This is a genomic window from Pandoraea bronchicola (assembly GCF_902459805.1).
In the GTDB taxonomy this organism is placed as follows: Bacteria; Pseudomonadota; Gammaproteobacteria; order Burkholderiales; family Burkholderiaceae; genus Pandoraea; species Pandoraea bronchicola.
Window position 1 is genome coordinate 323724 of sequence record NZ_CABPST010000003.1, and the last position, 24957, is coordinate 348680.

A 24957-nucleotide genomic window follows, 5' to 3' on the forward strand; every position below is an offset into this window, starting at 1 on the left:
GCCCGGATGGCCGAGTGAACTCATGCGGAAATTCTCCTGAACGGACCGGCAGACGATTGGCGACTGCGGCAAAGCGTTGACAGACGGCACACGTCGAAGGTTCGCGTGCGCCGTGCGTCTGTCAAACGGTCAGGCGTATTTTGCCGGACGTTTCTCAAGGAAGGCGCTGATACCTTCCAGACCGTCGGCGTGGTGGAGCGAGGCGACGAAGCTGTCGCGCTCCGCTCCCAACTGCGATGACAGCGTCTGGCTGGCCCCGCTCTCGATGAGCGTCTTGATGCGGCCGACGGCGTTCGGCGAGAGCTGGGCGAGATCGGTCGCCCAGTTCAGCGCTTCGGCGCGGGCCTGGCCGGGCGCGACCACGCGGTTGACAAGTCCGGCGGCGGCCAGGCGCGTCGCCGCCACCGGCTTGCCCTCGAGCAGAATTTCGGTGGCGAGCGGGCGGGGCAACGCTTGCGAGAGAAACCACGAACCACCGCCGTCGGGCGTGAGGCCAACCTTGACGTAGGCCATCACGAACTTGGCGTTATCGGCCGCGACGAGCAGATCGCACGCTAGTGCGAGCGAGAAGCCTGCGCCGGCGGCAGCCCCTTCGACAGCCGCGATGATCGGCTTCGGACAAGCACGCAGCGCTTCAATCCATTCGGCCAGTGCATCGATACTGGCGGCCTGCACCGACGGATCTTTCTGCCGATTCTCCAGCAGCCGGTTAAGGTTGCCGCCTGCGCAGAAGAAGTTATCGGCGCCGGTGAGCACCACGGCCCGCACGGACGCATCGCGCTCGGCGGTGGCCAGCGCTTCGACGCCGGCAGCATACATATCCGGATGCAGCGCATTGCGCGCCCCGGGGTTGGACAGCGTCAGGACCAGCGTCTGGTCGACGCGTTCGGCAAGCAGTTCGGCGCTCATGGGGCGAGTCTCCGGATCACTGTTCTTCGGTGAGCAGCGACACGCCGAGCTGCGCGCGGCGCGAGAGCCACGGCGACGGGCGATAACGCGGGTCGCCGTAGAACGATTGCAGATTGCGCAGGACGGTGAGCAACTGGCGTGCGCCGACAGCGTCGCCCAGTGCGAGCGGACCCTTGGCGTAGCCCAGACCCAACGTGACGGCGCGATCGATGTCGCCCGGCGTAGCAATGCGTTGCTGCGCGATGTCGGCGCCGATATTCACGATGGTGGCGATCACGCGTTGCGCGACGAAACCCGCCGAGTCGCGGATCACCGTCACTGGCGTGCCGCCGTGGGCAAACAGCGCATGCGCGGCGCGGCGCGCGTCGGGCGTCGTGACTGGCGTGGTCATCAGCGTGTGGCGCTTCGCCCCGGCGAGCGGCAGCAGCGTGTCGACGGCCACGGTGCGCGTTGCGTCGAGACCTTGTTCGACGGCGCAGGTCGTGGCATCGAGCCCCAGCGGCGTGACAACGATCAGTGCCGTCTCCGACGGCTTGTCGCCGCTTTCGATGCTCACGCCGGTCGCACCCAGCAGTTCGACCACGGCGGCGAAGCCGCGCGCATCGGCCCGGCTGACCCAGACGCTGGCCGGCAGGGTGTCGGGGGCGGGGGCTTCGGCGGGGACTTGTTGCTTGCCGTCGACGTAGCGATAGAAGCCTTCGCCCACTTTGCGGCCGAGCAGCCCGCCGGCGAAACGTACGGCGGTGATCGGCGACGGACGGAAGCGCGCCTCTTCGTAGAACTGGTGGTAGATCGACTCCATCACCGGGTGCGAGACGTCGAGTGCGGTGAGGTCGAGCAACTCGAACGTGCCGAGACGGAAGCCGGCTTGCTCGCGCAGGATGCGGTCGATGTCGGCGAAGCTCGCCACACCTTCGCTTGCCACGCGCAGGCCTTCGGTGTTCATGCCGCGTCCCGCGTGATTGACGATGAAGCCCGGCATGTCCTTGCAGCGCACGGCGGTATGTCCCATGCGCTGGCCCAGCGCGAGCAGCGCGTCGCCGACTTCGGGGGCGGTGCGCAGGCCGTCGATGACTTCGACCACCTTCATGAGCGGCACCGGGTTGAAGAAGTGGTACCCGGCCACGCGCGCCGGACGCTCGCACGCTGCCGCAATCGCCGTGATCGACAGCGACGAGGTGTTCGACGCGAGGATCGCATCGGCCGCGACAATGCCTTCGAGCGAGCGGAACAGGTCGCGCTTGATCTCGAGCTTCTCGATGATGGCTTCGACGACAAGCTGGCAATCGGCCAGGTCCTCAAGCGCATGACATGCCTGCAGGCGCCCCATCGTCGCCTCGACGCTGGACGCCTCGATCTTGCCCTTCGCGGCGAGCTTGTCCAGCGTGTCACGCAGGGCTTGCAGCGCGGCTTGCACGGCCTGGGCGTTGGTGTCATACAGCTTCACGCGCAGACCGGCTTGCGCGGCGATCTGGGCGATGCCACGGCCCATGGCGCCGGCACCGACGATGCCCAGCACATCGATAGCCTTGGCCGGGGTGTTCTCAGGGGCCGGGGAGGAGGATGCAGTCATTCGGAGTGTCTCGAGGTTGGTGTCGATGGTCGTCGATCGGTGTTGTTCTGTTGGCTTGCATGGGGCAGCACGGCGTGACTCGATATTCTATCGTCCGACCGGTCGGTCGGGAAATGAATTTCCTGCCAAGTTGCGCAGTGATGCAAACCGATGCCCTATCGCGTTGCCGCTATTGTCGCCGATCTCGCTGCGGCTGCCAGCGCTTGTTCCGCTGGGCGGTCGGCGGTTGACTGGCGTCGGGCGGGCGCATGCCGTCGGGTTCGGTGGCGGATTTCGGGACGCCTTCCGGGGCGTGAGTCGTGCGAACGGTCGTGCGATGCCGTTACACTGCGGGTGGCCGCCAGTCGCAATGGTACTCGCCGCACCCATCGCCATCCGTGGCGACGGGCAACACTACGCCGTGATGGCGTAGTCCGGCGACGATACCGCAAGCGCGAGCCGCGACCGGCTGCTAACGAGACGCCGCCACCGCATTGGGGCGGCGCGCCAGGGACGCATCATGAAACTGCGCACGGACTACGGCGCCTCAACGACAACAGAGGTGCTGGTCATGCCGCATGGGAGACATCATGTTGAAGCTGTACGGCTTTCCAATCAGTAACTACTACAACAAGGTCAAGGTTGTGCTGTACGAGAAGGGCTTGCCCTTCGAAGCGTTAGAGTCGGTCCCCTGTCAGGAAGAGTGGATGCTGCAATGCTCGCCACTCGGTAAGGTGCCGTATCTGGAGACGGAGAACGGTTTTCTGACCGAATCGCAAGTGATTTGCGATTTCCTTGAGGCGGCGCATCCGTCTCCCGCGCTCTTCTCGAAAGATCCGTGGCAGCAGGCCAAGGAGCGCGAACTGCTGACGATGACGGAGTTGCATCTGGAACTGGTGGTGCGCGAGGTGTACACGCAGGCATTCTTCGGCGGCACGGTGTCGGAAGGCACGCGCAATCGCACGGAGAAGCTGCTGCGCCGGAACATCGTGGCGTTCAAGCGGCTGGCGAAGTTCGCGCCGTACGTGGCGGGCGACACGTTCTCGATGGCGGACGTCGCGGCCGGTATACATCTGCCGATCCTCGGTATGGCCACGCAAGCGGTCTATGGCGAAGACTTCCTGCAAGCGGCCGGCATCGACTGGAAGGCGTATAGCAAGCGACTCGCCGAGCGCGAGTCGTTTCAGCGTATGCGCGCCGATCAGAAGGCCTATCAACAGGCACAGCAGGCGAAGAAGGCGGGGTAAGTCAGCCGTCCGCCATCGGTCAGGCGAGAAGGGGAGTCCCCCGTGCCTCGCATGATTCGCCGTCGTAAAACGAAAGGGCCGCAATGCTTTAGATTGCGGCCCTTTTTACCGTGCGCTGACGGTTGTCAGCGCTCAGATCTTCGCCAGTCGCGACAGCGCTTCACGCAGCGTGTCGTCCTGCTTGGCGAAGCAGAAGCGCACGACACCCGATTCGTGCGGCTCATGATAGAACGCCGAGACCGGAATGGCGGCCACACCGATCTCACCGGTCAGCCACAGCGCGAAGTCGCCTTCGCTCATGTCGCTGATCGCACTGTAATCCACGCACTGGAAGTACGTGCCCTCGCACGGCAACAGCTTGAAGCGGGTGCCCGCCAGACCTTCACGGAACAGGTCACGCTTCTTCTGGTAGAAGCCCGAGAGTTCGAGATAAGGGGCGGGGTCGCGCATGTAGTCCGCCAGCCCGACTTGCATCGGCGTGTTGACCGTGAACACGTTGAACTGATGCACCTTGCGGAATTCCGCCGAGAGAGCGGCCGGTGCCGCCACGAAGCCGACCTTCCAGCCCGTCACGTGATACGTTTTGCCAAAGCTCGACACAATGAAGCTGCGGCGTGCGAGTTCCGGATGGCGCGCCACACTTTCGTGCCGCTTGCCGTCGTACACCATGTGTTCGTAGACCTCATCCGAGATCAACAGAATGTCGGTGCCCGCCACGATCTCGGCGAGCTTCGCCAGATCCTGCTCATGCCACACGGTGCCGCTCGGGTTGTGCGGCGTGTTGAACAGGATGAGACGCGTGCGCGGCGTGATCGCGGCTGCCAGCTTGTCGAACGGAATGCGGAACTCGGGCGCTTCGAGCGTGATGAACACCGGCTTGCCCCCGGCCAGCTCGATCGACGGGACATAGCTGTCATACGTCGGCTCGAACACGATCACTTCGTCGCCCGGATGCACGCTCGCGAGAATCGCCGTGAGCAGCGCCTGCGTGGCGCCGGCCGTGACCGTGATTTCCGTGTTCCAGTCGTATTGCTGACCGTAGAGGTTGCCGATCTTGTCCGCAATGGCCTGACGCAACGCCGGTACGCCAGCCATCGGCGGGTACTGGTTGTGGCCTTCGCGCATGGCGCGCGAGACGGCGTCGACGATCTTCGGATCGCAAGCGAAGTCGGGGAAGCCCTGCCCCAGGTTCACCGCCTGCTTCTCGGCAGCCAGCGCCGACATCACGGTGAAGATGGTGGTGCCGACGTTCGGCAAACGCGAGGCGAGCGGCGGGGCAGTCAGCGCCTGAGGGGTTGACTCGGCGGATGCGGCGGATGCGGCGGATGCGGCGGGTGCGGTGGAAGCGGTGTGAGGCGCGTTCATTTATACGATGGACGATGCAGTGATCAGGCCGTCATTCTAACGCTGCTGCGCTTGGCATGCGGCCGATGCGCGGTAGCCGGGCCTTCGATTTCGGACATTCCTTAACCCGTTCTGCGGCCATTCCGATCGGGCCATTGGCGCCTACGCGCTCGGCATCAGCAACGACGTGAACGCGCTCGCCGTCACGATACGAAAACCGAACTGCCGGGCCACGCGGCTGCGCAGCTTCAATACGGCCTTGTCCTTGCTGACGAGCCAGTGTGCGTGCCCGTCACGTGCGGCTTCGAGGAACTTCTGATCGTCGCGGTCGCGGCATAACGGTAGCTGGGCGGCGGGTGGGGCGTCTTCCGGTACCACAATGCGGTGTGTGTGGGCATCGACCCAGGCGAGGGCGGCGGCGTTGTCGATCGCGCGTGACGAGAATTGCGGGTAGGTGAGCACTACGGCGAGTTCGTCGCGGCAGCGCGGCGCCATGAGCGCGGTGAGGCGGCGCTCGACGAGGGCGTCGCGCACGGGCCGCGCAACGGGATCGTCGAAGACCAGCAGATCGATCCAGACATTGGTATCGAGCACTACGCGCGGCGGTGTGGCAAGCGTATCGATGTGCTCGGCGAAGGCCCGTTCGGCGGGCGTGGCAACAGCGTTTTGAAGCATTGGATAGAATGTCGGTTTCTCGTTTTCGCAGGAACGCTGCACCCGATATGATAATTGTTCTCTCGCCGGCCAAATCGCTCGACTACGAAACGCCGCCGCACGTGAGCACGCACACCGTGCCGCAGTTCGTCGACGACGCTGCCGAACTGATCGAAGGCCTGCGTGAACTGAGCCCCGCTCAGGTCGGCTCGCTGATGAGCATTTCCGATCAGCTGGCGGCGCTGAACGCCACCCGTTATGCCGACTGGACACCCCGTTTCGATACGAGCAACGCCAAGCAGGCCGTGCTCGCCTTCAATGGCGACGTGTACGAAGGGCTTGCCGCCCGCTCCCTGAGCGCCACCCAGCTCGATTTCGCGCAGAAGCACCTGCGAATCCTGTCCGGCCTGTATGGCGTGCTGCGTCCGCTCGATCTGCTGCAGCCGTATCGACTGGAGATGGGCACGCGCTTCGTCAACAAGCGCGGGCGCGATCTGTATGCGTTCTGGGGGGAGCGCGTGACGCATACGATCAACGCGTCGCTCGCGGAGCATGCCGAGACGCGTCGCGTGCTTGTGAATCTGGCGTCCGAAGAGTACTTCAAGGTCATCAAGCGCCGTCTGGTGGCCGCGCCGGTGATTACGCCGGTGTTCGAAGACTGGAAAGGCGGCAAGTACAAGATCATCAGCTTCTACGCCAAACGGGCACGCGGTCTGATGGCGCGTTATGCGATCGAGCGCGGCGTGACCGATGTGCAGCAGCTCAAGGCGTTCGATAGCGAGGGCTATGCATTCGACGACAGCGTGTCGAACGATTCGCTCTGGGTGTTCCGCCGTCGCGTGGCCTGACGCCAGCCGACCTCCGGCCCCGTGGGAAGGTCCCCGGGGCTTTCCATTTCCGCCAGCGAGACAAGTCATGACCGTCCACATCAGCAGCAAGTTCGATAGCGGCGCCATCCATGTGGTGAGTGCCGAGCGTGCCGACGACATTCACGTTCGTGTTCCGCAGGACGGCGCCGCCGAGTTTGCGCAGTGGTTCCATTTTCGCGTGCAGGGCGTGGGCGGCACGCTGTGCCGGATCGTGTTTGATAACGCGGGGCAGACGTCCTATCCGCGTGGCTGGGAGAATTACCGCGCAGTCGCCTCTTACGATCGCGTGACCTGGTTCCGTGTGCCGACTTCGTACGATGGTGAGGTCATGACGGTGTCGTTCACGCCAGCGCACGATAGCGTCTATCTGGCGTATTTCGAGCCGTATCCGGAGGAGCGTCATCTGGCGCTGCTCGGCACGGCGCAGAACTCGCCGCGAGTGAGTTCGCGCTCACTGGGGCAGACCGTCGACGGGCGAGACATGACGCTGCTTACCGTGGGCGAGCCGCGTGCGGGCAAGCGCAACATCTGGGTGATCGCGCGTCAGCATCCCGGCGAGACGATGGCCGAGTGGTTCGTGGAAGGGTTGCTGCGCCGCCTGCTCGGCGCGGGGGATTGGGCGGGCGATCCGCTGGCCACGGCCGTGCTCGACGAGGCGGTGCTGCATATCGTGCCGAACATGAATCCCGATGGTTCGGCGCGTGGCAATCTGCGCACGAACGCAACGGGCGCGAACCTCAATCGCGAGTGGCTCGAACCGGACCCGCTGCGCAGCCCCGAGGTGTATCACGTGCGTGCGGCCATCGAGTCAGTGGGCTGCGACATGTTCTTCGACATTCACGGCGACGAAGCGCTGCCTTACGTGTTTCTCGCCGGGAACGATGGCGTCGAGTGGGCAACTGATGCCGTCCTCGCGCGTGAGAAAGCGTTCGGTGAACGCCTGAAAGCCGCGAGTCTCGACTTCCAGGACAAGTTTGGCTATCCGCCGGGCAAGCATGGTCCTGAGTCGCTCAAACTCGCGTCGAAGTGGATTGCCCATCGCTTCGGCTGCCTGTCGCTCACGCTGGAAATGCCTTTCAAGGACAACGCGAACCGTCCCGACGCACAAGTCGGCTGGAGTGGTGCGCGAAGCGCGGCGCTGGGTGCGTCGATGCTTGCCGCGATCTGGTCGCAGATGCAGGCGGATAACGCTTAGTCAACGCTTAGACAACGCATGAGACAGCTTAGGGACGCAACAAAGCACGACGCGCCATGCGTCGTGCTTCATCCAGCTACCCGATCGCGTTGAGGCGATCAGTTCGACTTCTTTTTCGTCGTGCTCTTCTTGGCGCTGCTGCTGTTCGACTTCGCTGAGGACGTTTTCGCCGACGACTTCCCTCCCGACGACTTGGCCGTGGTGCCGCGCTTACCCGACTTTGCGCTCGCGTGAGACGCCTTGCCGCGCGTATTGCCGCGTGCGGCCCGCTTCACGGGTTGTTCGACCTGCGGCAGCGGCGACGTGTAGTCGAAGCCCATCATGCGGCCGTCGACGTAACCGCAGCGGATGTGGATGTTGTCCGTCTGACCGCTGGTGCGTTTGCCGACGCCGTCGAGTTCGACCATCTGCGTGACGTCGACACGTTGCTTGCGATCGTCGAACGGACCGGACCAGGGCGCGACCTTGGCGTGCTCCGGATCGAGTGCGTTCTCGCCATACTCGACACTCTCGTAGCCGGGCAGCGTGGCGACGACGAAACTGGCGTGCGCAGCGCAATCGGCCACGAGCGGATCGGCGTGACGCGTGTTGATCAACTGCTCGACCAGCGCGCGATGCTGTTCGAGCGTGAAGGCCTGTACGGGGGGCAGTAAAGGCCGATAGGCAGAGCGGCGCGGCAACGGCGGCGATGCCGGCGACCTGGCGCACGGCTCGCAACACGACGCCTGCGGCGCGTTGGAAAAATCGATTCGACATTCTGTGATGTATTCTCGGGGGCGTAAGGGGCTGCTCACGATAATCTCGGGCGGATACCCTTGGGGTGGCCCGGAATTAACGCGAACAGACCCTGAGCATTGCAGAGCAATGCGGGGGTGCGATGACTCATCGTGTAAGTCTTTCGCACGCGCCGCTCGCGAAGAGGCTTGGCCGCATTTTGAAAAGCGGCGGCAAAGCGACTCCCATCTTAACCGAAAAAAAGTCGCCGACGCCCGCGGGGTAAGCGCTCAGACGTAACACTGCGCGTTGCGAAAGTTACAGCACGCTACAATGCGTGCCTGACTGACGCGCCGAAGCGGCGGTGATCTCGCGCATTTCGCGCATTTCCCGGGAATGGCAACTGTCCGGCGATGGCAGGGGGCGCATTGTGTCACCTGCTGCGGCAGCGCCATTGCTCGAATAGCAGCGCATTTCGGGGTTTTTCAAGCCATTCGCACGAGTCGCATTGCGGTATCGCCTTCGGGCACCCCACGTTTTTCTCTTTTTCGCATGTTCGCAAATTCGCGCACTGTAGGCAGTGCTCAAACCGGCCCGCACGACAAACTGGCGGAACTCGTGAACCGTCATCGCGATGCAGTGTTTCGCAAGCCGCTGGCGGCCTACAGCGCGGCAGCGTTCGAGGCCGCCATCGCCGCGTGGCGCGACGCCGGCGCCGCACCGCTGATCATCGATGCCGGATGCGGCGTCGGTGAAAGCACGTTGCGGCTGGCGACCCAATTCCCCGATCACTTCGTCATCGGTATCGACCAATCGGAGAGCCGCATCGTGCGCGGCAAAGACTGGTGGGATGGTGTGTGGCCCGAAAATTTCGTGTGGGTGCGCGCCGATCTCGTCGACTTCTGGCGGCAACTGTTTGACGCCGGTATCCGCCCGGCGCGTCACTACATCCTCTATCCGAATCCGTGGCCGAAGATCGGTCAGCTCGCACGACGCTGGCACGCTCATGCCGTCTTTCCCACGGTGGTGGCGCTCGGCGGCGTGCTGGAATGCCGCAGCAACTGGGATATCTACATCGGTGAATTCGCACTGGCGGTCGAGTGGCTCAGTGGTGTGCGCCCCGCGGTGGAAGCATGGTCGCCCGAAGACGCGGGCGTTGCGCCCATCACGCCATTCGAGCGCAAGTATCTGGCGTCGGGGCACGGACTGCATCGGTGCGTCGTGACGTTGCCACCGGCTGCGCTGCCGTTGGCGTCATCGGGTTAGGCTGGCGGGGCCTGGCGCCACACACAAACAAAAATGGCCGGGCGTTGATAACGCACGGCCATTTTTTTACCGCCGGAACGCGTCAATGTGACGTCAATGCGACGTCAATGCGACGCGATGGCGATCAGTGGAAATGCGGACGATTCGGTTCGGCGTCTTCCGGCATTTCCGCGTGGACGACTTCGCCTATCGGGTCCGGATACAGCGGCACGCCGCAATCGTCGCAATACTCCGGATCGAAGCGGCCCGGATGCTTGCGGATCTCGGTTACACCACAGGCCTTGAGCAAGTCGGTGACTTCGTCGAGTGCGCCGCCTTCGACTTCGCCGTTCTCGCGGCCATACAGCGGCCACACGACACCATAGATAACGTCGTTGCTGCCACGCTGCGTGAAGCCGATGCGGTACTCGTCGATGTTCTGCTCGCCGAAGCCGGCCACGACGGCGCGCAACTCGGGCGGGGTCAAGGTCAGCACGTCTTCGAGATAGCGCAGCGCTGTGCGGATGGTGTGCGGACGAATGCGCTCGTCGGCTTCGCGGCAGCTCGCGTAATACGCGTCGGGCAGCAGGCACTCGATTTCACAGCCCGGCAGCAGTGCATTCAGATTCGGCCCGCCCTGAGCCGACCATGCCTCCTGGCATTGGCCACGCTCGGCATGACGTGCGCCGTCTTCCTGCCAGCGGAACATCGGCGCGCCCTTCGGGACCGTGACGGCAGCCAGCAAGAAGCGCGGGTCGGCAAGAATCGGCGCCGTCTCCGGCAGATCATTGCCGGGGTGCTTGACTTCGGCATTATCGACGGCGGCACGCACGAGCTGTTGCGTGACTTTCCAAGATTCGCAATGCGTGCGCGGTAGTTGATCGATGCTGTAGAGGTACGGCGAGATCGCCACACGAGCCGATTCGGCCAGCACGTGGGCGTGCAGATGCGCACGAACGGGCATGAGCGCGTCGGCCTTCACCGGCCCTGAGGGGATGGCGTACCGTGTCCAGGCAAGGATTGGAATGGCGACGAGCAGACCGTCCCACACCTGGGCTTCGGCCTCCGGCTCGGCGGATTCGCTTTGCGATTCGATCAGGTCTGCAAGCGCGCCATAAGCCTCGCTGTGGTTGGCCTGAAGATGATCGAGCGCCGCGTCGATCGCCGGCTGGTTGCCGGTGCGCAGCACGCGCGTGAGCAACGTGTCGAGCTGGGCTTCCCAGAAACGGTCTTCGATGCGGCTACCGGAGGCGGCGAGCGCAAGCGCGTGGCCGACCAGTTTTTCGGCGTCGGGAGTCAGTCGTTTGGCGGTGCGTGAGCGCATAGTCGTGCAAAGCAGGAATACATGAACTCACGATTGTACGGCATGCGTGAACGCGATTGATGGGACGCGCTCACCAATTGCGTCGACCCGGCGTCACGAGCCCGCCTTGCGCCACGACGCCGGCACGCGAAGCGCGTCAGAAATCGAACGCAAGATTGGCTGGCGCCGACAGTCTTGTGCGACGCGTCGCCCCGGAACCCGCGCCGGTGACCGGCGCCAGCGCTGCGCCCTCGAGCGAGAGCAGCGCGAGCTTGCGCTCGACACCGCTGGCGTAGCCGGTGAGGGTGCCATCGGCGCCGATCACGCGGTGGCACGGCACGATAATCGTTATCGGATTCCGCCCGTTGGCGGCACCCACCGCGCGCGACTTGTTCGCGTCGCCCAACGCGTGGGCAAGGTCGCCATAGCTGCGTGTCTCGCCGAATGGGATGCGGCGCAGTTCGGCCCAGACGCTTTGTTGAAACGGCGTGCCTTCGGGGGCCAATGCCAGCGCGAACGTGCGTCGTCCTTCGTGGAAATACTCGGCCAGTTGGCGCTTCGCGTCATTGAGGATGGCAATGTCGTCGCCATCGCGGCGCACGTCGCCTTCTTGCGGGAAGTACTTCTGATGCGAGAAATACACGCCGGTGAGCGCGTCGCCATTCGCGACGAGCAGCATTTCGCCAAGCGGGCTTTCGTAATACGTTTCGTAGCGGATCATGCACACACCTCCTGCAAAGTCTCGACCGGCTGACCTGCCGGAACTTGCGCGGCGGCCCGCCAGATATGTAGCGCTGCGTATGCGCGCCAGGGCGCCCATTGGACCGCTCGTGCGGCCACGGCACGTCCATCGGCCACGCCCAAGGCCTGACGCAGCACGAGATCGTCGACGGGTATCGCGTCGGGCGAGCCGAGCGCACGCATGGCGATGTACTGCGCTGTCCATGGTCCAATGCCCTTGATCGCGAGCAGAGCCTCCACGGTGGCCTCGAGCGGTGCCAGCGGGTCGAGCCGCAGGCCGCCGTCGACCATCGCCTGCGCGACCCCGTGAATGGCGGCGATTCGACGCCGGATGATACCGGCTTCGCCCAGTGATTCGGCGGGAACGGCGAGCCATTGCGCCGCGCTGGGAAATGTGTGCGTCAGGCCATGCGCTGGCACAGGCAGGGGAGTGCCGAAGCGTTGCGCGAGCCGTCCGAGCAGGCGCCGGGCGCCCTTGACCGTGATCTGCTGGCCGACGATGGCGCGCACGGCGATCTCGAAACCGTCGACCGCCCCTGGCACCCGCAGGCCGGGCGTGGTGGCGGCGAGCGGACCGAGATGCGCGTCGATCACGTCCGGACGCGCGCCAAGATCGAACAAATGACGCAGTTTGCCCAGCACCTGCGGCACGCTACCGGCCAGCGCGGGCGGCAACGTCACCTGCAACGCGTGGCGATCCGGCAGCGGCGTGATGCGGCACCATCCGGCGACCGTTTCCCCATCCTGCCGCTCGATGCTCAACGTGCGCGTGTAGACGTCTCCCTTACGTTCCTCCACGCCTTCAATCGCCCGGTCGCCGAGAAAGTCGAGGAGGGCGTGCCAGGCGAACGGCGGTCGGTAGGCGAGTTGGAACACGAGATCACCGTCGGGCAGGGCGGCATGGCGTGCATGCTGGCGAAGCCGGCCGGGTGCGAAACCGTAGCGTGTCTTGAACAGACCGTTGAAGCGTCGGACGCTGCCGAAGCCGGAGGCGAGGGCGATCTCCGTGACAGGCAACGCCGTGTCGGTGAGCAGGCGTTTGGCGAGCAGGAGCCGTTGCGTCTGCGCGTACTCGACGGGGGAGACACCGAATTCGTCGGCAAAGATGCGGCGCAGATGGCGTTCGGTGATGCCGATGCGAGCGGCCAGGGCGGGAAGCCCGGCACGGTTGAGGAAGCCCTCGTCGATCATGGTGGCGGCGGCATCGGCGAGTTCTCGGGTGGCGTCGAAACGTGCGCCGCCGGGTGCGAGTTCGGGGCGGCATTTCAGGCAAGGACGGAACCCGGCCTTCTCGGCGGCGGCGGCGCTGCCGTAGAACGAGCAGTTTTCGTAGCGAGGGGTACGGACGTTACAAACCGGGCGGCAGTAAATGCCGGTGGACGACACGCCGACGAAGAACCAGCCATCGAAACGCCGGTCGCGAGCGGAGACAGCCTTGTAACAGACTTCGGGATCGAGCGTCATGGGCGGGCAGCCGGCAGGCCGGGGGCAGAGGACATGGGCGTCACTCTACGCGCGAGGCGAGGGCGGTGCTAGTCATTTTCGGACATGACAGGCCCGCATGCGGCAGCAGGGTCCAAAACGACAAAACCCGGCGTGAGGCCGGGTTTTGCATGCTGCCGGACGACGCATCGTCACCCGGCAGCCTGAGTCACTACCGAACCGCCAATCAGGCAGCGGCGAGCAGTTGACGCAGCACGAACGGCAGGATGCCGCCGTGCTTGTAGTAATCCACTTCGATCGGCGTGTCGATACGCAGCAGGACTTGCACCTTTTGCGTTTCGCCGTTCTTGCGGTGGATCACCAGCGTGACATCCTGCTGCGGCTTGATGTCGGCCGTCAGACCTTCGATGTCGAACGTCTCTTCGCCCGTGATGCCCAGCGACTGTGCGCTATCCGAACCCTTGAACTGCAGGGGCAGCACGCCCATGCCGACCAGGTTCGAGCGGTGGATGCGCTCGAACGAACGAGCGATGACCGCCTTCACGCCGAGCAATTGCGTGCCCTTGGCGGCCCAGTCACGCGACGAACCCGTGCCGTACTCTTCACCGCCGAACACCACCGTGGGGGTGTTCTCGCCGACGTACTTCATGGCGGCGTCATAGATCGACAGTTGTTCGCCGCTCGGCTGGTGAATCGTCAGGCCGCCTTCGACGCGCGAACCGTCTTCCTTCGCCGGGATCATCAGGTTCTTGATACGCACGTTGGCGAACGTGCCGCGCATCATCACTTCGTGGTTGCCGCGACGCGAGCCGTAGCTGTTGAAGTCGGCTTTGAGCACGCCGTTTTCAAGCAGCCACTTGCCTGCCGGCGACGTTTCCTTGATCGAACCGGCCGGGCTGATGTGGTCGGTCGTGACCGAGTCACCAAACACGCCCAGGGCGCGTGCGCCGTGGATCGGCTCGATGTCGGTCTTCGGATCCATGGAGAAACCGTCGAAGAACGGCGGCTCGGCGATGTACGTCGACGTCGGCCAATCGTAGACCTGACCCTTCGAACCCTTGATCTTGGCCCACAGCGGGCTCGGTTCCTTGACCGAATCGTAGTTCGTCTTGAAGACCTTCGCGTTCATCGCGAACTTCATCAGCTTGTGAATTTCTTCGCTGGTCGGCCAAATGTCGCCCAGGAAGATTTCGCGCCCGCCCTTGCCCTTGCCAACCGGCTCGGTCATCAGGTCGCGCGTCACGTTGCCGGCAATGGCGTAGGCCACGACCAGCGGGGGCGATGCCAGGAAGTTGGCGCGGATGTTCGGGTGAATGCGGGCTTCGAAGTTGCGGTTGCCCGACAGCACAGCCGAGGCGACCAGATCGTTCTTCACGATCGTGTCGTTCAGTTCGGCCGTCAGGTCACCGGCGTTACCGATACAGGTCGTGCAGCCGTAGGCGGTCACGCCGAAGCCCAGCTTCTCGAGGTACGGCAGCAGGCCGGCGGCTTCAAGGTACTCGGTCACCACACGGCTTCCCGGGGCGAGCGACGTCTTGATGTGCGGCGCGACCTTCAGGCCGGCTTCCACGGCCTTCTTGGCCAGCAGGCCGGCGGCAAGCAGCACGCTCGGGTTCGACGTGTTCGTGCACGACGTGATCGCAGCAATCAGCACATCGCCGTTCTTCACGTCCAGGCCGCTGTCGGTCTTGTAGGTCGTCTCGAGCTGTTCTTCGGTCTTGTTGAAACCGTTCTCGGCCACCGGCTTCGTGAACAGATCCTTGAAGGTCGACTTCACATTGCCGATTTCGATGCGGTCTTGCGGACGCTTCGGGCCAGCCAGCGACGGGGCGACCGAGCCCAGATCCAGCTTGAGCGTCTTCGTATAGTCGATGTCGTTCGTCTTCGGAATGCCGAACAGCTTCTGGGCCTTGAAGTACGATTCGAAGGCGTCGATTTCGCTCTTCGTGCGGCCCGTGCCCTTGAAGTAGTCGATCGTCTTTTCGTCGACCGGGAAGAAGCCCATCGTCGCGCCGTATTCCGGAGCCATGTTCGCGATGGTTGCGCGGTCCGGCAGCGCCAGGCTGGCCGTGCCTTCGCCGAAGAATTCGACGAACTTGCCGACGACCTTCTCGCGACGCAGCATTTCCGTGATCGTCAGCACCAGATCGGTGGCGGTCACGCCTTCGCGCAGACGGCCCGTCAGTTCCACGCCGACGACGTCAGGCGTGAGGAAGTACACGGGCTGACCCAGCATGCCCGCTTCGGCTTCGATACCACCCACGCCCCAGCCCACCACGCCGATACCGTTGATCATGGTCGTGTGGCTGTCGGTACCCACGAGGGTATCCGGGTAGAAGACGTTGTCCTTCTTGTGCACGCCACGCGCCAGGTACTCCAGATTCACCTGGTGCACGATGCCGTAGCCCGGTTGCACGACGCCGAACGTGTCGAACGCCTGCATCCCCCACTTCATGAACTGGTAGCGCTCGTTGTTGCGCTGGAATTCCAGCTTCATGTTCAGGTCGAGCGCTTTCTTCTCGCGGAAATGGTCGATCTGGACCGAGTGGTCAACTACCAGATCCACCGGCACGAGCGGCTCGATGCGCTTCGGGTTCTTGCCCTGACGCTCGGCGACGTTTCGCATGGCGGCCAGGTCGGCCAGCAGCGGCACACCGGTGAAATCCTGCAGCACGACGCGCGCCACGACGAACGGGATTTCGTCGGTACGCTCGGCGTTCGGCTTCCAGTTAGCCAGTTGCTTGACGTGCTCTTCCGTCACTTTCTTGCCGTCGCAATTGCGCAGCACCGACTCGAGCACGATACGGATCGACACCGGCAGGCGTTCGACATTCACACCCAGGGCTTTACCCAATTGGGGCAGCGAGTAGAACTTGCCTTTCTTGTCGCCGCTGAGTTTGAACTCTTTAAGCGTTTTGTGGAGGTTGTGGGCCATGATCTTTCCTTGAGTGATACAGAAAAACGAAGCGGTGGTGATGCGATTCGCGGGGGCGGCATCGTGCGTGCACTCTCATGGGTGCCCGCTGCGACGCCAGTGCGCCGGGTGTCCGGCGTACCGGGTGCTGCTGGTAATGCAGAGCTTGCGGCAGGAAGGCGGCTGGCGCGTCATGCGATCGGCGTCCCAGTCCGCCCGGCAAGGCTCAGTTAGTCACTTTGATCAGTTCGACCGATTGGGTCGGGGCGAGCTTGTTTTGCTCCGACATCGCTTGCGTCATGCATTCGTCCGCCAGACGGCTGCCGCCATCGCGATGCGTAAAGAGCATGGCCTTGGCCGGGATCACAACCAGATCCATGCCGCTTGCGGCATCGTAAAAACGGTCAGCGCCAGTCGTCGTTTGTTGACGCGGCAGCTTGTAGTTACGGCCTTCCCAGAACATCGTGAGGACCTGGTCGCGCTTCATGTCGCCCTTGATGAACAGCTTCTGGTTTTCCTTGCAGCTCCATTGTTCCGAGCCTTCATCCGGATGGACCGGTGCAGCGGCAACCGTTGCTTTCTTCTTGGCCGGTGCTTTCTTCTTCGGTGCAGGCTTCTTGGCGGTCTGGGCAGCCGGTTCAGCAGCGAAGGCGACCGGCACAATGGCTGCAGAACACAGGGCGACCAACGCGGTCAGGCAAAGTTTTTTCATGGTGAGTCTCCAGGCAATAGGTGAGCGCTGACAAAAGCGCAGATTATCGTACGAAGTTTGCGTCGTTCGGCGTCACCATACAAATTTTTTCAATTCCTTTCAGCCAAGCGCAGCGGGCGGCGGCGGTACGAACCGGCGTCGCTGAAGGGGGTGTTGCTGTTCGGAATTCGGCATCACGCCGGAGGGGACTGCGCGGGCTCAAGTTGCCGTCGTCGCGGACGGTCATGACGCGCAGCGGGCGGAATGCTTGGCGAAGCAAACGCTGGGGTGTACGCGAAATGTTGCGCCGCACGGCCGCCGCAGGCATTACGCACACGCCGGTCATCCGGTCGGGTGCGCTCTGTGTGGCAGTGAGGCGTTGCATTCGCTTGGCCAAGGAGTCGCTCGGTGTTGCGTAGGGTGGTCCCAGGGTCATTGCGCGATGGACGGCGCGGTCTTCTGCGCAGCATGTCGTCACTTCGGTGATGGCTCTGGTCGACACGATGACTGCAGGAAACGTTCCCTTGATTGGGGTGGTTGCGCCGGCACTGGGGGTAAGCCGCCGGCGCAGTTCCGGCCCCTTACGACGCTTTTGGCGCCGCACGGGGCCGAGTCCCCGGGGGATTAGCCCAGCAGATGTGCCACGCCAGCGCGCTCTTCTTCGAGCTCGTTGAGCGTGATGTTCATCTTTTCACGCGAGTAGGCGTCGATCTCGAGGCCTTCCACGCGCTTGTACTTGCCGTTTTCGCAGGTCACCGGCACGCCGTAGATCACGTCTTCCGGAATGCCATACGAGCCGTCCGACGGGATACCCATCGTCACCCACTTGCCGTTCGTGCCCAGCACCCAGTCATGGATGTGGTCGATGGCAGCGTTGGCAGCCGAGGCGGCCGACGACAGACCGCGAGCTTCGATGATGGCGGCGCCGCGCTTGCCAACGGTCGGCAGGAACACGTCATTGTTCCACACGTCGTCGTTGATCAGCGACTTCACGTTCTGGCCGTCGATCGTCGCGAAGCGGTAGTCGGCGTACATCGTCGGCGAGTGGTTGCCCCACACGGCCAGCTTTTCGATGCTCGCGACCGGCTTGCCGGTCTTGGCGGCGATTTGCGACAGGGCACGGTTGTGATCCAGACGCAGCATCGCGGTGAAGTTTTCCTTCGGCAGATTCGGGGCCGACTTCATGGCGATGTAGGCATTCGTGTTGGCCGGGTTGCCGACCACCAGCACCTTGACGTCGCGCTTGGCGACTTCGTCGAGGGCCTTGCCTTGCACCGTGAAGATTGCGCCGTTGGCTTCGAGCAGATCCTTGCGCTCCATGCCCTTCGAGCGCGGACGGGCACCCACCAGCAGGGCCACGTCGGCATCCTTGAAGGCGACCTTCGGGTCGTCGGTCACGACCACGCCGGCGAGCAGCGGGAACGCGCAGTCTTCCAGCTCCATCACGACGCCCTTGACGGCGGCTTGAGCTTGCGGGAGGTCGAGCAGTTGCAGGATGACGGGCTGATCCTTGCCGAGCATGTCGCCATTGGCGATGCGGAACAGCAGGGAGTAGCCGATTTGGCCAGCGGCGCCGGTGACGGCGACACGCATTGCGGGTTTTGCCATGAGAATCTCTCCAGACGTGTACAAATTCCTGCGAAGCTCAAGGTAAGCTCGCCGTCCGGGTGGCTTTTTTTGCCAGGCTGACAGCGCCGCGTCACATGAAGCTTCTAAAATTCCTTGACCTACGGAAGCTTGCGGGCTGCGGGGTGTGCTGCCGTCGACAAGTGCGAAGCACCGGACTCTCTTATATGATAGCCGTGCTGCGGCTGCAGGCCCCTGTTAGCCCGCGCCAGTGTAGGAGCCGTCACAGCGAATGTCAACTCTATCTTATGTCTTATATAAGACATAGGATTATTGCTGTTATTCGATGGACGAAGGCCTTGATTTGTGGTCAAATCGCCGCCATGAATGCGAATGTTCGCGACACATCCAACACTACGCCGCCTGTCGATGCTCCGCAGCGACAGGACAGCACGCGCGACGCCGCACCGGCCTCTCTGGCCCCGCAGGGTGCGGCTGCCGCAGGAGCGTCGCCAACCTTCAGTCCGCTGTATCAGCAGATCAAGGGGCTCATTACTCAGAGCCTGCAAGCCGGCGAGTGGAAGCCCGGTGAAATCATTCCCAGCGAAGTCGATCTGGCCGCCCGCTACAAGGTGAGTCAGGGAACGGTGCGTAAAGCCATCGACGAGCTGGCCGCCGAAAATCTGCTCGTGCGCCGTCAGGGGCGTGGCACGTTCGTCGCGACCCATCATGAAGACCGGGTGCAATTCCGGTTTCTGCGTCTTGCGCCCGATTCGGGCGAACCCCATCACCCGCCCAGCCGCCTGATCGAGTGCCGCCGCATGCGTGCGCCGGCGGAAATCGCACGTCAGCTCGATCTGCGTGCGGGCGATGGCGTCATTCTCATTCGCCGGATGATGGATTTTTCGGACCGTCCGACGGTGCTCGACGAAATCTGGCTGCCGGGCGCGCTGTTCCGCGGGTTGACGGCGGAAAGGCTCAATGAATACAAGGGGCCGATGTACGGCCTGTTCGAGGACGAATTCGGTACCCGCATGATCCGCGCTGTGGAGAAAGTCCGCGCTGTGGCCGCTGACGACATGACGGCGGATCTGCTCAAGGTGCCGAAGGGGTTCCCGCTGCTGAGTGTGGAACGGGTTTCCTACACTTATGGGGACAAGCCGGTGGAAGTTCGCCGGGGCTGGTACGTCACCACGGAACATCATTACCAGAACGAATTGAGTTGAGAGGGTAGGGCGACTTCCCAGGGGCGAGCCGGTGTCGTGGCCGGCGCGTGCCTGAAAGTCTAGGCATGAGGGGCGGCGTGTCGTGCGCCGTTGGCAGGAATTTCCGGAGCATTGGAACCGGTATGGTGCAACGCACTAGAATCGGCGCTAAAATCCGGGGCTGATGTAACTACATGGGGTCTAGCATGGCTGAAGTGGTAAAAAAAGAGCGGCCAGTCTACAGGAATATCGGTATCGGACAGATTGTCACGTACCGTCTCCCGCCGGCTGGTATCGTTTCCATCCTGCACCGTATTAGCGGTGTGATCTTGTTCCTTCTGTTGCCGTTCGCGCTTTATTTGTTCGAACAGAGCCTCACGTCGGAACTCAGCTTCGACGTTCTGCGAAGCATCGCCTCCAACTGGTTTGTCAAACTTGTCATCCTGGCATTGTCGTGGGGCTTCCTGCACCACTTCTGCGCCGGCTTGCGCCATCTGCGCATGGACTTCAATCACGACGCAGTGAGCAAGGAAGGCGGTAAGAATTCGGCCGTCGTCGTACTGGCCGTGTCGCTGGTGCTGACGCTGGCTGTCGCCCTCAAGCTGTTCGGAGCGTTCTAAGATGGCACAGAACAATATTGGTTCGAAGCGCCTCGTCGTCGGCGCGCACTACGGCCTGCGCGACTGGATTGCGCAACGTATGACTGCGGTCATCATGGCCGTGTACACCGTGATCCTGCTGGTGTGGTTCTTCACCGCCAAGGATTTCTCCTACGAAGGCTGGGCCGGCATCTTCGCGCATCAGTGGATGAAGTTGGCCACGTTCGTCACGCTGCTCGCGTTGTTCTATCACGCGTGGGTCGGCATTCGCGACATCTGGATGGACTACGTCAAGCCCGTCGGTGTGCGACTGGCGCTGTACGCGCTGACGATCGTCTGGCTGCTGGCTTGTGCCGGCTATGCCGCACAGATTCTGTGGAGAGTGTAAAGAATGGCTGCAATTAAAAATTCGCTGCCGCGCCGCCGCTTTGACGTAGTCATCGTGGGCGCAGGTGGTTCGGGCATGCGCGCTTCGCTGCAACTGGCCAAGGCCGGTCTGTCGGTGGCCGTGCTGTCCAAGGTGTTCCCCACCCGTTCGCATACCGTCGCGGCTCAGGGCGGCATTGGTGCTTCGCTCGGCAACATGAGCGAAGACAACTGGCATTACCACTTCTACGACACGATCAAGGGCTCCGACTGGCTCGGCGACCAAGATGCGATCGAGTTCATGTGCCGTCAGGCGCCGAACGCTGTCTATGAACTGGAACACTTCGGTATGCCGTTCGACCGTAACCCGGACGGCACGATTTACCAGCGTCCGTTCGGCGGCCACACGGCCAACTACGGCGAGAAGCCTGTCCAGCGCGCTTGCGCGGCGGCTGACCGTACCGGTCACGCGCTGCTGCACACGCTGTACCAGCAGAACGTGGCCGCCAAGACTCACTTCTTCGTGGAGTGGATGGCGCTCGATCTGATCCGCAACGAAGAGGGCGATGTCCTCGGCGTGTCGGCGCTGGAGCTCGAAACCGGCGACGTCTACCTGCTCGAAGGCAAGTGCACGTTGTTCGCGACCGGCGGTGCCGGCCGTGTGTACGCTGCTTCGACCAACGCGTTCATCAACACCGGTGACGGTCTGGGCATGGCCGCGCGTGCGGGCATTCCGCTCGAAGACATGGAATTCTGGCAATTCCACCCGACCGGCGTGGCCGGCGCGGGCGTGCTGATCACCGAAGGTGTGCGTGGCGAAGGCGGTATTCTGCGTAACTCGAACGGCGAGCGCTTCATGGAGCGCTATGCCCCGACGCTGAAGGATCTGGCGCCGCGTGACTTCGTGTCGCGTTCGATGGACCAGGAAATCAAGGAAGGCCGTGGCTGCGGCCCGAACGGCGACTACGTGCTGCTCGACCTCTCGCACATCGGTGCCGAGACGATCATGAAGCGTCTGCCGTCGATTCGCGAAATCGCCCTGAAGTTCGCCAACGTCGACGCGATCAAGGAACCGATCCCCGTCGTGCCGACCATCCACTACCAGATGGGCGGTATTCCGACGAACTACAACGGTCAGGTCGTCCTGCAGAAGGATGGCTCGTCGGTCCCGGTCAACGGCTTCTATGCTGTGGGCGAATGCTCGTGCGTGTCGGTCCACGGTGCGAACCGTCTGGGCACGAACTCGCTGCTCGACCTGGTGGTGTTCGGCCGCGCGGCTGGTAACCACATCGTCGACTTCGTGAAGAATCACGGCGACCACAAGCCGCTGCCTGCCGACGCCGGCGAGAACGCACTGGCGCGTCTGGGCCGTCTGGAAGCCTCCAGCTCGGGCGAATACGCTCAGGACATCGCTAACGACATCCGTGCAACGATGCAGAAGCACGCCGGCGTGTTCCGCACCTCGGAGCTGCTCAAGGAAGGCGTGGACGAGATCAAGCAAGTGGCCGAGCGCGTGTCGCACGTGCACCTGAAAGACAAGTCGAAGGTGTTCAACACGGCGCGTATGGAAGCGCTGGAAGTCGACAACCTGATCGAAGTGGCCAAGGCCACCATGATCGCTGCGGAAGCCCGTAAGGAAAGCCGCGGGGCGCATGCGCACAGCGACTATCCGGAGCGTGACGACGCCAACTGGATGCGCCACTCGCTGTTCTTCAGCGAGGGCAACCGTCTGGATTACAAGCCGGTGCAGTTGAAGCCGCTGACCGTCGACTCGGTTCCGCCCAAGGCGCGGACGTTCTAAGGGATTCGCAAGATCATGAAACGCATTTTTGAAGTCTACCGCTACGATCCGGACAAGGACGCCGCACCGTACATGCAGACCTACGAGGTCGAACTCGACGGTCACGAGCGCATGCTGCTCGACGCCCTGGTCAAGCTCAAGAAGCTCGATGAAGGCATTGCCTTCCGCCGCTCGTGCCGCGAAGGTGTGTGCGGTTCGGACGCGATGAACATCAACGGCAAGAATGGTCTGGCCTGCCTGACCAACATGAACGATCTGCCGAACAAGATCGTTCTGAAGCCGCTGCCGGGTCTGCCCGTCATTCGCGATCTGATCGTCGACATGACGCACTTCTTCAACCAGTACCACTCGATCAAGCCGTACCTGATCAATCCCGAGCCGGCACCGGAGAAGGAGCGTCTGCAGTCGCCCGAGCAACGTGATGAGCTGGACGGTCTGTACGAGTGTATTCTGTGCGCATCGTGCTCCACGTCGTGCCCGAGCTTCTGGTGGAACCCGGACAAGTTCGTCGGGCCGGCCGGTCTTCTGCAGGCTTACCGCTTCATCGCGGACAGCCGCGATACGGCGACCAACGAACGTCTGGACAACCTGGAAGATCCGTACCGCCTGTTCCGTTGCCACACGATCATGAACTGCGTGGATGTGTGCCCGAAGGGTCTGAACCCGACGAAGGCCATCGGCAAGATCAAGGAGCTGATGGTGCGCCGCGCCGTCTGACCAAGCGATCATGCCGGATATCAATCACCAGTCCGATCCGGTCAAACGTGCCCGCCTGCGCTGGCGGGCACGTCGCGGTTTGCTGGAAAACGACCTCATCCTCGAACGATTCTTCGCCAAGTACGAAGCCTCGATGACCGACGAGGATGTGGGCGCCCTCACAAAGCTGCTCGATTTGAGCGACAACGATTTGATGGATCTGCTGCTAGCGCGTAAAGAGCCCGAGGCGGATCTGGACGGGCCGGACGTGCAGCGCCTGCTGGCGCTATTGCGTGCCGTGTAGGGGTTTAAGTATTTTTTTGAGGAAGCGATATGACTCCGTCTGATGTTAAAGCCACCCTATCTTTCTCTGACGGTTCGCCCAGCGTCGAACTGCCGATCTATCAGGGAACCATGGGCCCGGATGTAATCGACATCCGCAAGCTGTACGGCCAGACCGGCAAGTTTACGTACGACCCGGGCTTTATGTCGACGGCGTCGTGCAATTCCGCCATCACCTACATCGATGGCGACAAGGGCGAACTGCTGTACCGCGGTTACCCGATCGAGCAGTTGGCTACCCACTGCGACTTCCTCGAGACCTCGTATCTGCTGCTCAAGGGCGAACTGCCCAACGCGCAACAGAAGGAAGAGTTCGTCAAGACCGTGACCCGTCACACGATGGTTCACGAGCAGATGAACTTCTTCTTCCGTGGTTTCCGTCGTGATGCTCACCCGATGGCTGTGCTGACCGGTTCGGTCGGTGCCCTGTCGGCGTTCTACCACGACTCGCTGGACATCAACAATCCGACGCACCGCGAAGTCTCGGCCATCCGCCTGATCGCCAAGCTGCCGACGCTCGTCGCCATGGCGTACAAGTACAGCATTGGCCAGCCGTTCGTGTACCCGCGTAACGATTTGTCGTACAGCGCGAACTTCATGCGCATGATGTTCGCCAACCCGTGCGAAGAATACGAAGTCAACGACGTGCTGGTGCGCGCCCTCGACCGTATCCTGATCCTGCACGCCGATCACGAGCAGAACGCTTCGACGTCGACCGTCCGTCTGGCTGGTTCGTCGGGTGCGAATCCGTTCGCCTGTATCGCCGCCGGTATCGCGTGTCTGTGGGGCCCGGCGCACGGTGGTGCGAACGAAGCCGCGCTGAACATGCTCGAGCAGATCGGTTCGCCGGACAAGATCCCCGAATTCATCAAGCAGGTGAAGGACAAGAACTCGGGCGTGAAGCTCATGGGCTTCGGTCACCGCGTGTACAAGAACTACGACCCGCGCGCCAAGCTGATGCGCGAGACGTGCTACGAAGTGCTCAACGAACTCGGCCTGCACGACGACCCGCTGTTCAAGCTGGCCATGCAGCTCGAGAAGATCGCCCTGGAAGATGAATACTTCGTGTCGCGCAAGCTGTACCCGAACGTCGACTTCTACTCGGGCATCGTTCAGCGCGCGCTGGGCATCCCGACGTCGATGTTTACCTGCATCTTCGCGCTGGCACGTACCGTGGGCTGGATCGCGCAGTGGAATGAAATGATCGGCGAGCCGGATCAGAAGATCGGCCGTCCGCGTCAGCTGTTCATCGGCCACACGCCGCGCGAAGTCGCGTCGATCGACAAGCGCTAAGCCTGTCGAGGCGTCCGGCACGGCCCCCGCTTGCCGTGCCGGCACCGCAACCTTGCCGAAACGGCAAGGCGGTGCGGCCCGCAACGAGCCCTCGTTGCGCTATATTCGAAGCCACGGCACAAGCTGCCGTGATTCGCACAAATCCCCGGTTGATCGTGCGTTTACCGCCCGGTTTCCCGGGGATTTCGTATTCCGCCGGCGCGAAAGCGCTATGGCATAATCAAAAGTTCCCAGAACGATTGTTGTTCTCAGAACGATAATTTAGCCC

General features: G+C 62.9%; 22 protein-coding genes. 11 read left to right on the forward strand and 11 right to left on the reverse strand.

All coding sequences use genetic code 11. From position 1 onward, the window contains the following. Positions 1–129 precede the first annotated feature (129 nt). Positions 130–909, reverse strand: coding sequence for an oxepin-CoA hydrolase, alternative type (locus tag PBR20603_RS09085; protein WP_150559210.1), 780 nt, complete (start codon positions 907–909; stop codon positions 130–132). 16 nt (positions 910–925) lie between these two features. After that, the gene (locus PBR20603_RS09090; RefSeq protein ID WP_174977854.1) at positions 926–2482 is read right to left on the reverse strand and encodes a 3-hydroxyacyl-CoA dehydrogenase; all 1557 of its coding nucleotides are present in this window, start codon (positions 2480–2482) and stop codon (positions 926–928) included. 569 nt (positions 2483–3051) lie between these two features. Here PBR20603_RS09090 and PBR20603_RS09095 point away from each other — a divergent pair. Beyond that, positions 3052–3708 carry a glutathione S-transferase gene (locus tag PBR20603_RS09095; RefSeq protein WP_150559211.1) on the forward strand — a complete coding sequence of 219 codons (657 nt, stop codon included), beginning with the start codon at positions 3052–3054 and terminating at the stop codon, positions 3706–3708. A 132-nt stretch (positions 3709–3840) separates the two neighbouring features. On the opposite strand, the gene PBR20603_RS09100 is transcribed toward PBR20603_RS09095, so the two are convergent. Together PBR20603_RS09100 and PBR20603_RS09105 are read right to left on the reverse strand one after the other, a co-directional pair. Next, a complete protein-coding gene (locus PBR20603_RS09100) occupies positions 3841–5073 on the reverse strand; it encodes a pyridoxal phosphate-dependent aminotransferase (RefSeq protein ID WP_246174490.1) in 1233 nt (410 codons plus the stop codon). Between the two features lie 141 nt (positions 5074–5214). Continuing rightward, on the reverse strand, positions 5215–5727 hold the full coding sequence (locus PBR20603_RS09105) for a putative toxin-antitoxin system toxin component, PIN family (RefSeq protein ID WP_150559212.1): 513 nt from the start codon (positions 5725–5727) through the stop codon (positions 5215–5217). Between the two features lie 47 nt (positions 5728–5774). Between PBR20603_RS09105 and yaaA the strand changes: the two genes are divergently transcribed. Together yaaA and PBR20603_RS09115 are read left to right on the forward strand one after the other, a co-directional pair. Beyond that, positions 5775–6554, forward strand: coding sequence for a peroxide stress protein YaaA (gene yaaA, locus PBR20603_RS09110; RefSeq protein ID WP_150559213.1), 780 nt, complete (start codon positions 5775–5777; stop codon positions 6552–6554). Positions 6555–6621: 67 nt separating this feature from the next. Further along, entirely contained in the window at positions 6622–7770 is a 1149-nt protein-coding gene (locus PBR20603_RS09115) for a M14 family metallopeptidase (RefSeq protein ID WP_150559214.1), read from the forward strand. Positions 7771–7868: 98 nt separating this feature from the next. Here PBR20603_RS09115 and PBR20603_RS09120 read toward each other — a convergent pair whose 3' ends face one another. Further along, on the reverse strand, positions 7869–8450 hold the full coding sequence (locus PBR20603_RS09120) for a BspC domain-containing protein (protein WP_150559215.1): 582 nt from the start codon (positions 8448–8450) through the stop codon (positions 7869–7871). 586 nt (positions 8451–9036) lie between these two features. Here PBR20603_RS09120 and trmB point away from each other — a divergent pair. After that, positions 9037–9750, forward strand: coding sequence for a tRNA (guanine(46)-N(7))-methyltransferase TrmB (gene trmB / locus PBR20603_RS09125; RefSeq protein ID WP_150559216.1), 714 nt, complete (start codon positions 9037–9039; stop codon positions 9748–9750). A 124-nt stretch (positions 9751–9874) separates the two neighbouring features. On the opposite strand, the gene PBR20603_RS09130 is transcribed toward trmB, so the two are convergent. From PBR20603_RS09130 to PBR20603_RS09155, 6 genes are all read right to left on the reverse strand, one after another. Continuing rightward, positions 9875–11053 (reverse strand): DUF2863 family protein, encoded by a 1179-nt coding sequence (locus PBR20603_RS09130; protein ID WP_150559217.1) that lies wholly within the window; start codon positions 11051–11053, stop codon positions 9875–9877. Between the two features lie 136 nt (positions 11054–11189). Further along, positions 11190–11753, reverse strand: a complete 564-nt coding sequence (locus tag PBR20603_RS09135) for a methylated-DNA--[protein]-cysteine S-methyltransferase (RefSeq protein WP_150559218.1) — start codon at positions 11751–11753, stop codon at positions 11190–11192. Next, a complete protein-coding gene (locus PBR20603_RS09140; RefSeq protein WP_150559219.1) occupies positions 11750–13237 on the reverse strand; it encodes a DNA-3-methyladenine glycosylase 2 family protein in 1488 nt (495 codons plus the stop codon). Before PBR20603_RS09140 ends, PBR20603_RS09135 begins: the two co-directional genes overlap by 4 nt. Positions 13238–13442: 205 nt before the next feature. Beyond that, positions 13443–16151 carry an aconitate hydratase AcnA gene (gene acnA / locus PBR20603_RS09145; RefSeq protein WP_150559220.1) on the reverse strand — a complete coding sequence of 903 codons (2709 nt, stop codon included), beginning with the start codon at positions 16149–16151 and terminating at the stop codon, positions 13443–13445. 205 nt (positions 16152–16356) lie between these two features. Next, positions 16357–16842, reverse strand: a complete 486-nt coding sequence (locus PBR20603_RS09150; protein ID WP_150559221.1) for a hypothetical protein — start codon at positions 16840–16842, stop codon at positions 16357–16359. Between the two features lie 603 nt (positions 16843–17445). Next, entirely contained in the window at positions 17446–18429 is a 984-nt protein-coding gene (locus PBR20603_RS09155) for a malate dehydrogenase (protein ID WP_039368527.1), read from the reverse strand. Between the two features lie 341 nt (positions 18430–18770). On the opposite strand from PBR20603_RS09155, the gene PBR20603_RS09160 reads away from it, so the two are divergent. From PBR20603_RS09160 to gltA, 7 genes are all read left to right on the forward strand, one after another. Beyond that, positions 18771–19613, forward strand: a complete 843-nt coding sequence (locus tag PBR20603_RS09160) for a GntR family transcriptional regulator (protein ID WP_425495797.1) — start codon at positions 18771–18773, stop codon at positions 19611–19613. A gap of 185 nt (positions 19614–19798) precedes the next feature. Next, complete coding sequence (sdhC, locus tag PBR20603_RS09165) at positions 19799–20212, forward strand: succinate dehydrogenase, cytochrome b556 subunit (protein ID WP_150559222.1); 414 nt, start codon at positions 19799–19801, stop codon at positions 20210–20212. Position 20213: 1 nt separating this feature from the next. Further along, positions 20214–20579 (forward strand): succinate dehydrogenase, hydrophobic membrane anchor protein, encoded by a 366-nt coding sequence (gene sdhD / locus PBR20603_RS09170; RefSeq protein WP_039368519.1) that lies wholly within the window; start codon positions 20214–20216, stop codon positions 20577–20579. Between the two features lie 3 nt (positions 20580–20582). After that, positions 20583–22358 carry a succinate dehydrogenase flavoprotein subunit gene (gene sdhA / locus PBR20603_RS09175; RefSeq protein ID WP_150559223.1) on the forward strand — a complete coding sequence of 592 codons (1776 nt, stop codon included), beginning with the start codon at positions 20583–20585 and terminating at the stop codon, positions 22356–22358. Positions 22359–22370: 12 nt separating this feature from the next. After that, positions 22371–23075 (forward strand): succinate dehydrogenase iron-sulfur subunit, encoded by a 705-nt coding sequence (locus PBR20603_RS09180; protein ID WP_150559224.1) that lies wholly within the window; start codon positions 22371–22373, stop codon positions 23073–23075. Between the two features lie 10 nt (positions 23076–23085). Beyond that, positions 23086–23358 carry an FAD assembly factor SdhE gene (locus PBR20603_RS09185; protein WP_042115491.1) on the forward strand — a complete coding sequence of 91 codons (273 nt, stop codon included), beginning with the start codon at positions 23086–23088 and terminating at the stop codon, positions 23356–23358. A 29-nt stretch (positions 23359–23387) separates the two neighbouring features. Further along, on the forward strand, positions 23388–24689 hold the full coding sequence (gene gltA / locus PBR20603_RS09190) for a citrate synthase (RefSeq protein ID WP_150559225.1): 1302 nt from the start codon (positions 23388–23390) through the stop codon (positions 24687–24689). Positions 24690–24957 lie beyond the last annotated feature (268 nt).

What these genes read in the sequence shown, in the direction of transcription:
- PBR20603_RS09085 (WP_150559210.1), bottom strand. Translation starts at nt 909, where the DNA reads ATGAGCGCCGAACTGCTTGCCGAACGCGTCGACCAGACGCTGGTCCTG.
- PBR20603_RS09090 (WP_174977854.1), bottom strand. Translation starts at nt 2,482, where the DNA reads ATGACTGCATCCTCCTCCCCGGCCCCTGAGAACACCCCGGCCAAGGCT.
- PBR20603_RS09095 (WP_150559211.1), top strand. Translation starts at nt 3,052, where the DNA reads ATGTTGAAGCTGTACGGCTTTCCAATCAGTAACTACTACAACAAGGTC.
- PBR20603_RS09100 (WP_246174490.1), bottom strand. Translation starts at nt 5,073, where the DNA reads ATGAACGCGCCTCACACCGCTTCCACCGCACCCGCCGCATCCGCCGCA.
- PBR20603_RS09105 (WP_150559212.1), bottom strand. Translation starts at nt 5,727, where the DNA reads ATGCTTCAAAACGCTGTTGCCACGCCCGCCGAACGGGCCTTCGCCGAG.
- yaaA (WP_150559213.1), top strand. Translation starts at nt 5,775, where the DNA reads ATGATAATTGTTCTCTCGCCGGCCAAATCGCTCGACTACGAAACGCCG.
- PBR20603_RS09115 (WP_150559214.1), top strand. Translation starts at nt 6,622, where the DNA reads ATGACCGTCCACATCAGCAGCAAGTTCGATAGCGGCGCCATCCATGTG.
- trmB (WP_150559216.1), top strand. Translation starts at nt 9,037, where the DNA reads ATGTTCGCAAATTCGCGCACTGTAGGCAGTGCTCAAACCGGCCCGCAC.
- PBR20603_RS09130 (WP_150559217.1), bottom strand. Translation starts at nt 11,053, where the DNA reads ATGCGCTCACGCACCGCCAAACGACTGACTCCCGACGCCGAAAAACTG.
- PBR20603_RS09135 (WP_150559218.1), bottom strand. Translation starts at nt 11,753, where the DNA reads ATGATCCGCTACGAAACGTATTACGAAAGCCCGCTTGGCGAAATGCTG.
- PBR20603_RS09140 (WP_150559219.1), bottom strand. Translation starts at nt 13,237, where the DNA reads ATGACGCTCGATCCCGAAGTCTGTTACAAGGCTGTCTCCGCTCGCGAC.
- acnA (WP_150559220.1), bottom strand. Translation starts at nt 16,151, where the DNA reads ATGGCCCACAACCTCCACAAAACGCTTAAAGAGTTCAAACTCAGCGGC.
- PBR20603_RS09150 (WP_150559221.1), bottom strand. Translation starts at nt 16,842, where the DNA reads ATGAAAAAACTTTGCCTGACCGCGTTGGTCGCCCTGTGTTCTGCAGCC.
- PBR20603_RS09155 (WP_039368527.1), bottom strand. Translation starts at nt 18,429, where the DNA reads ATGGCAAAACCCGCAATGCGTGTCGCCGTCACCGGCGCCGCTGGCCAA.
- PBR20603_RS09160 (WP_425495797.1), top strand. Translation starts at nt 18,771, where the DNA reads ATGAATGCGAATGTTCGCGACACATCCAACACTACGCCGCCTGTCGAT.
- sdhC (WP_150559222.1), top strand. Translation starts at nt 19,799, where the DNA reads ATGGCTGAAGTGGTAAAAAAAGAGCGGCCAGTCTACAGGAATATCGGT.
- sdhD (WP_039368519.1), top strand. Translation starts at nt 20,214, where the DNA reads ATGGCACAGAACAATATTGGTTCGAAGCGCCTCGTCGTCGGCGCGCAC.
- sdhA (WP_150559223.1), top strand. Translation starts at nt 20,583, where the DNA reads ATGGCTGCAATTAAAAATTCGCTGCCGCGCCGCCGCTTTGACGTAGTC.
- PBR20603_RS09185 (WP_042115491.1), top strand. Translation starts at nt 23,086, where the DNA reads ATGCCGGATATCAATCACCAGTCCGATCCGGTCAAACGTGCCCGCCTG.
- gltA (WP_150559225.1), top strand. Translation starts at nt 23,388, where the DNA reads ATGACTCCGTCTGATGTTAAAGCCACCCTATCTTTCTCTGACGGTTCG.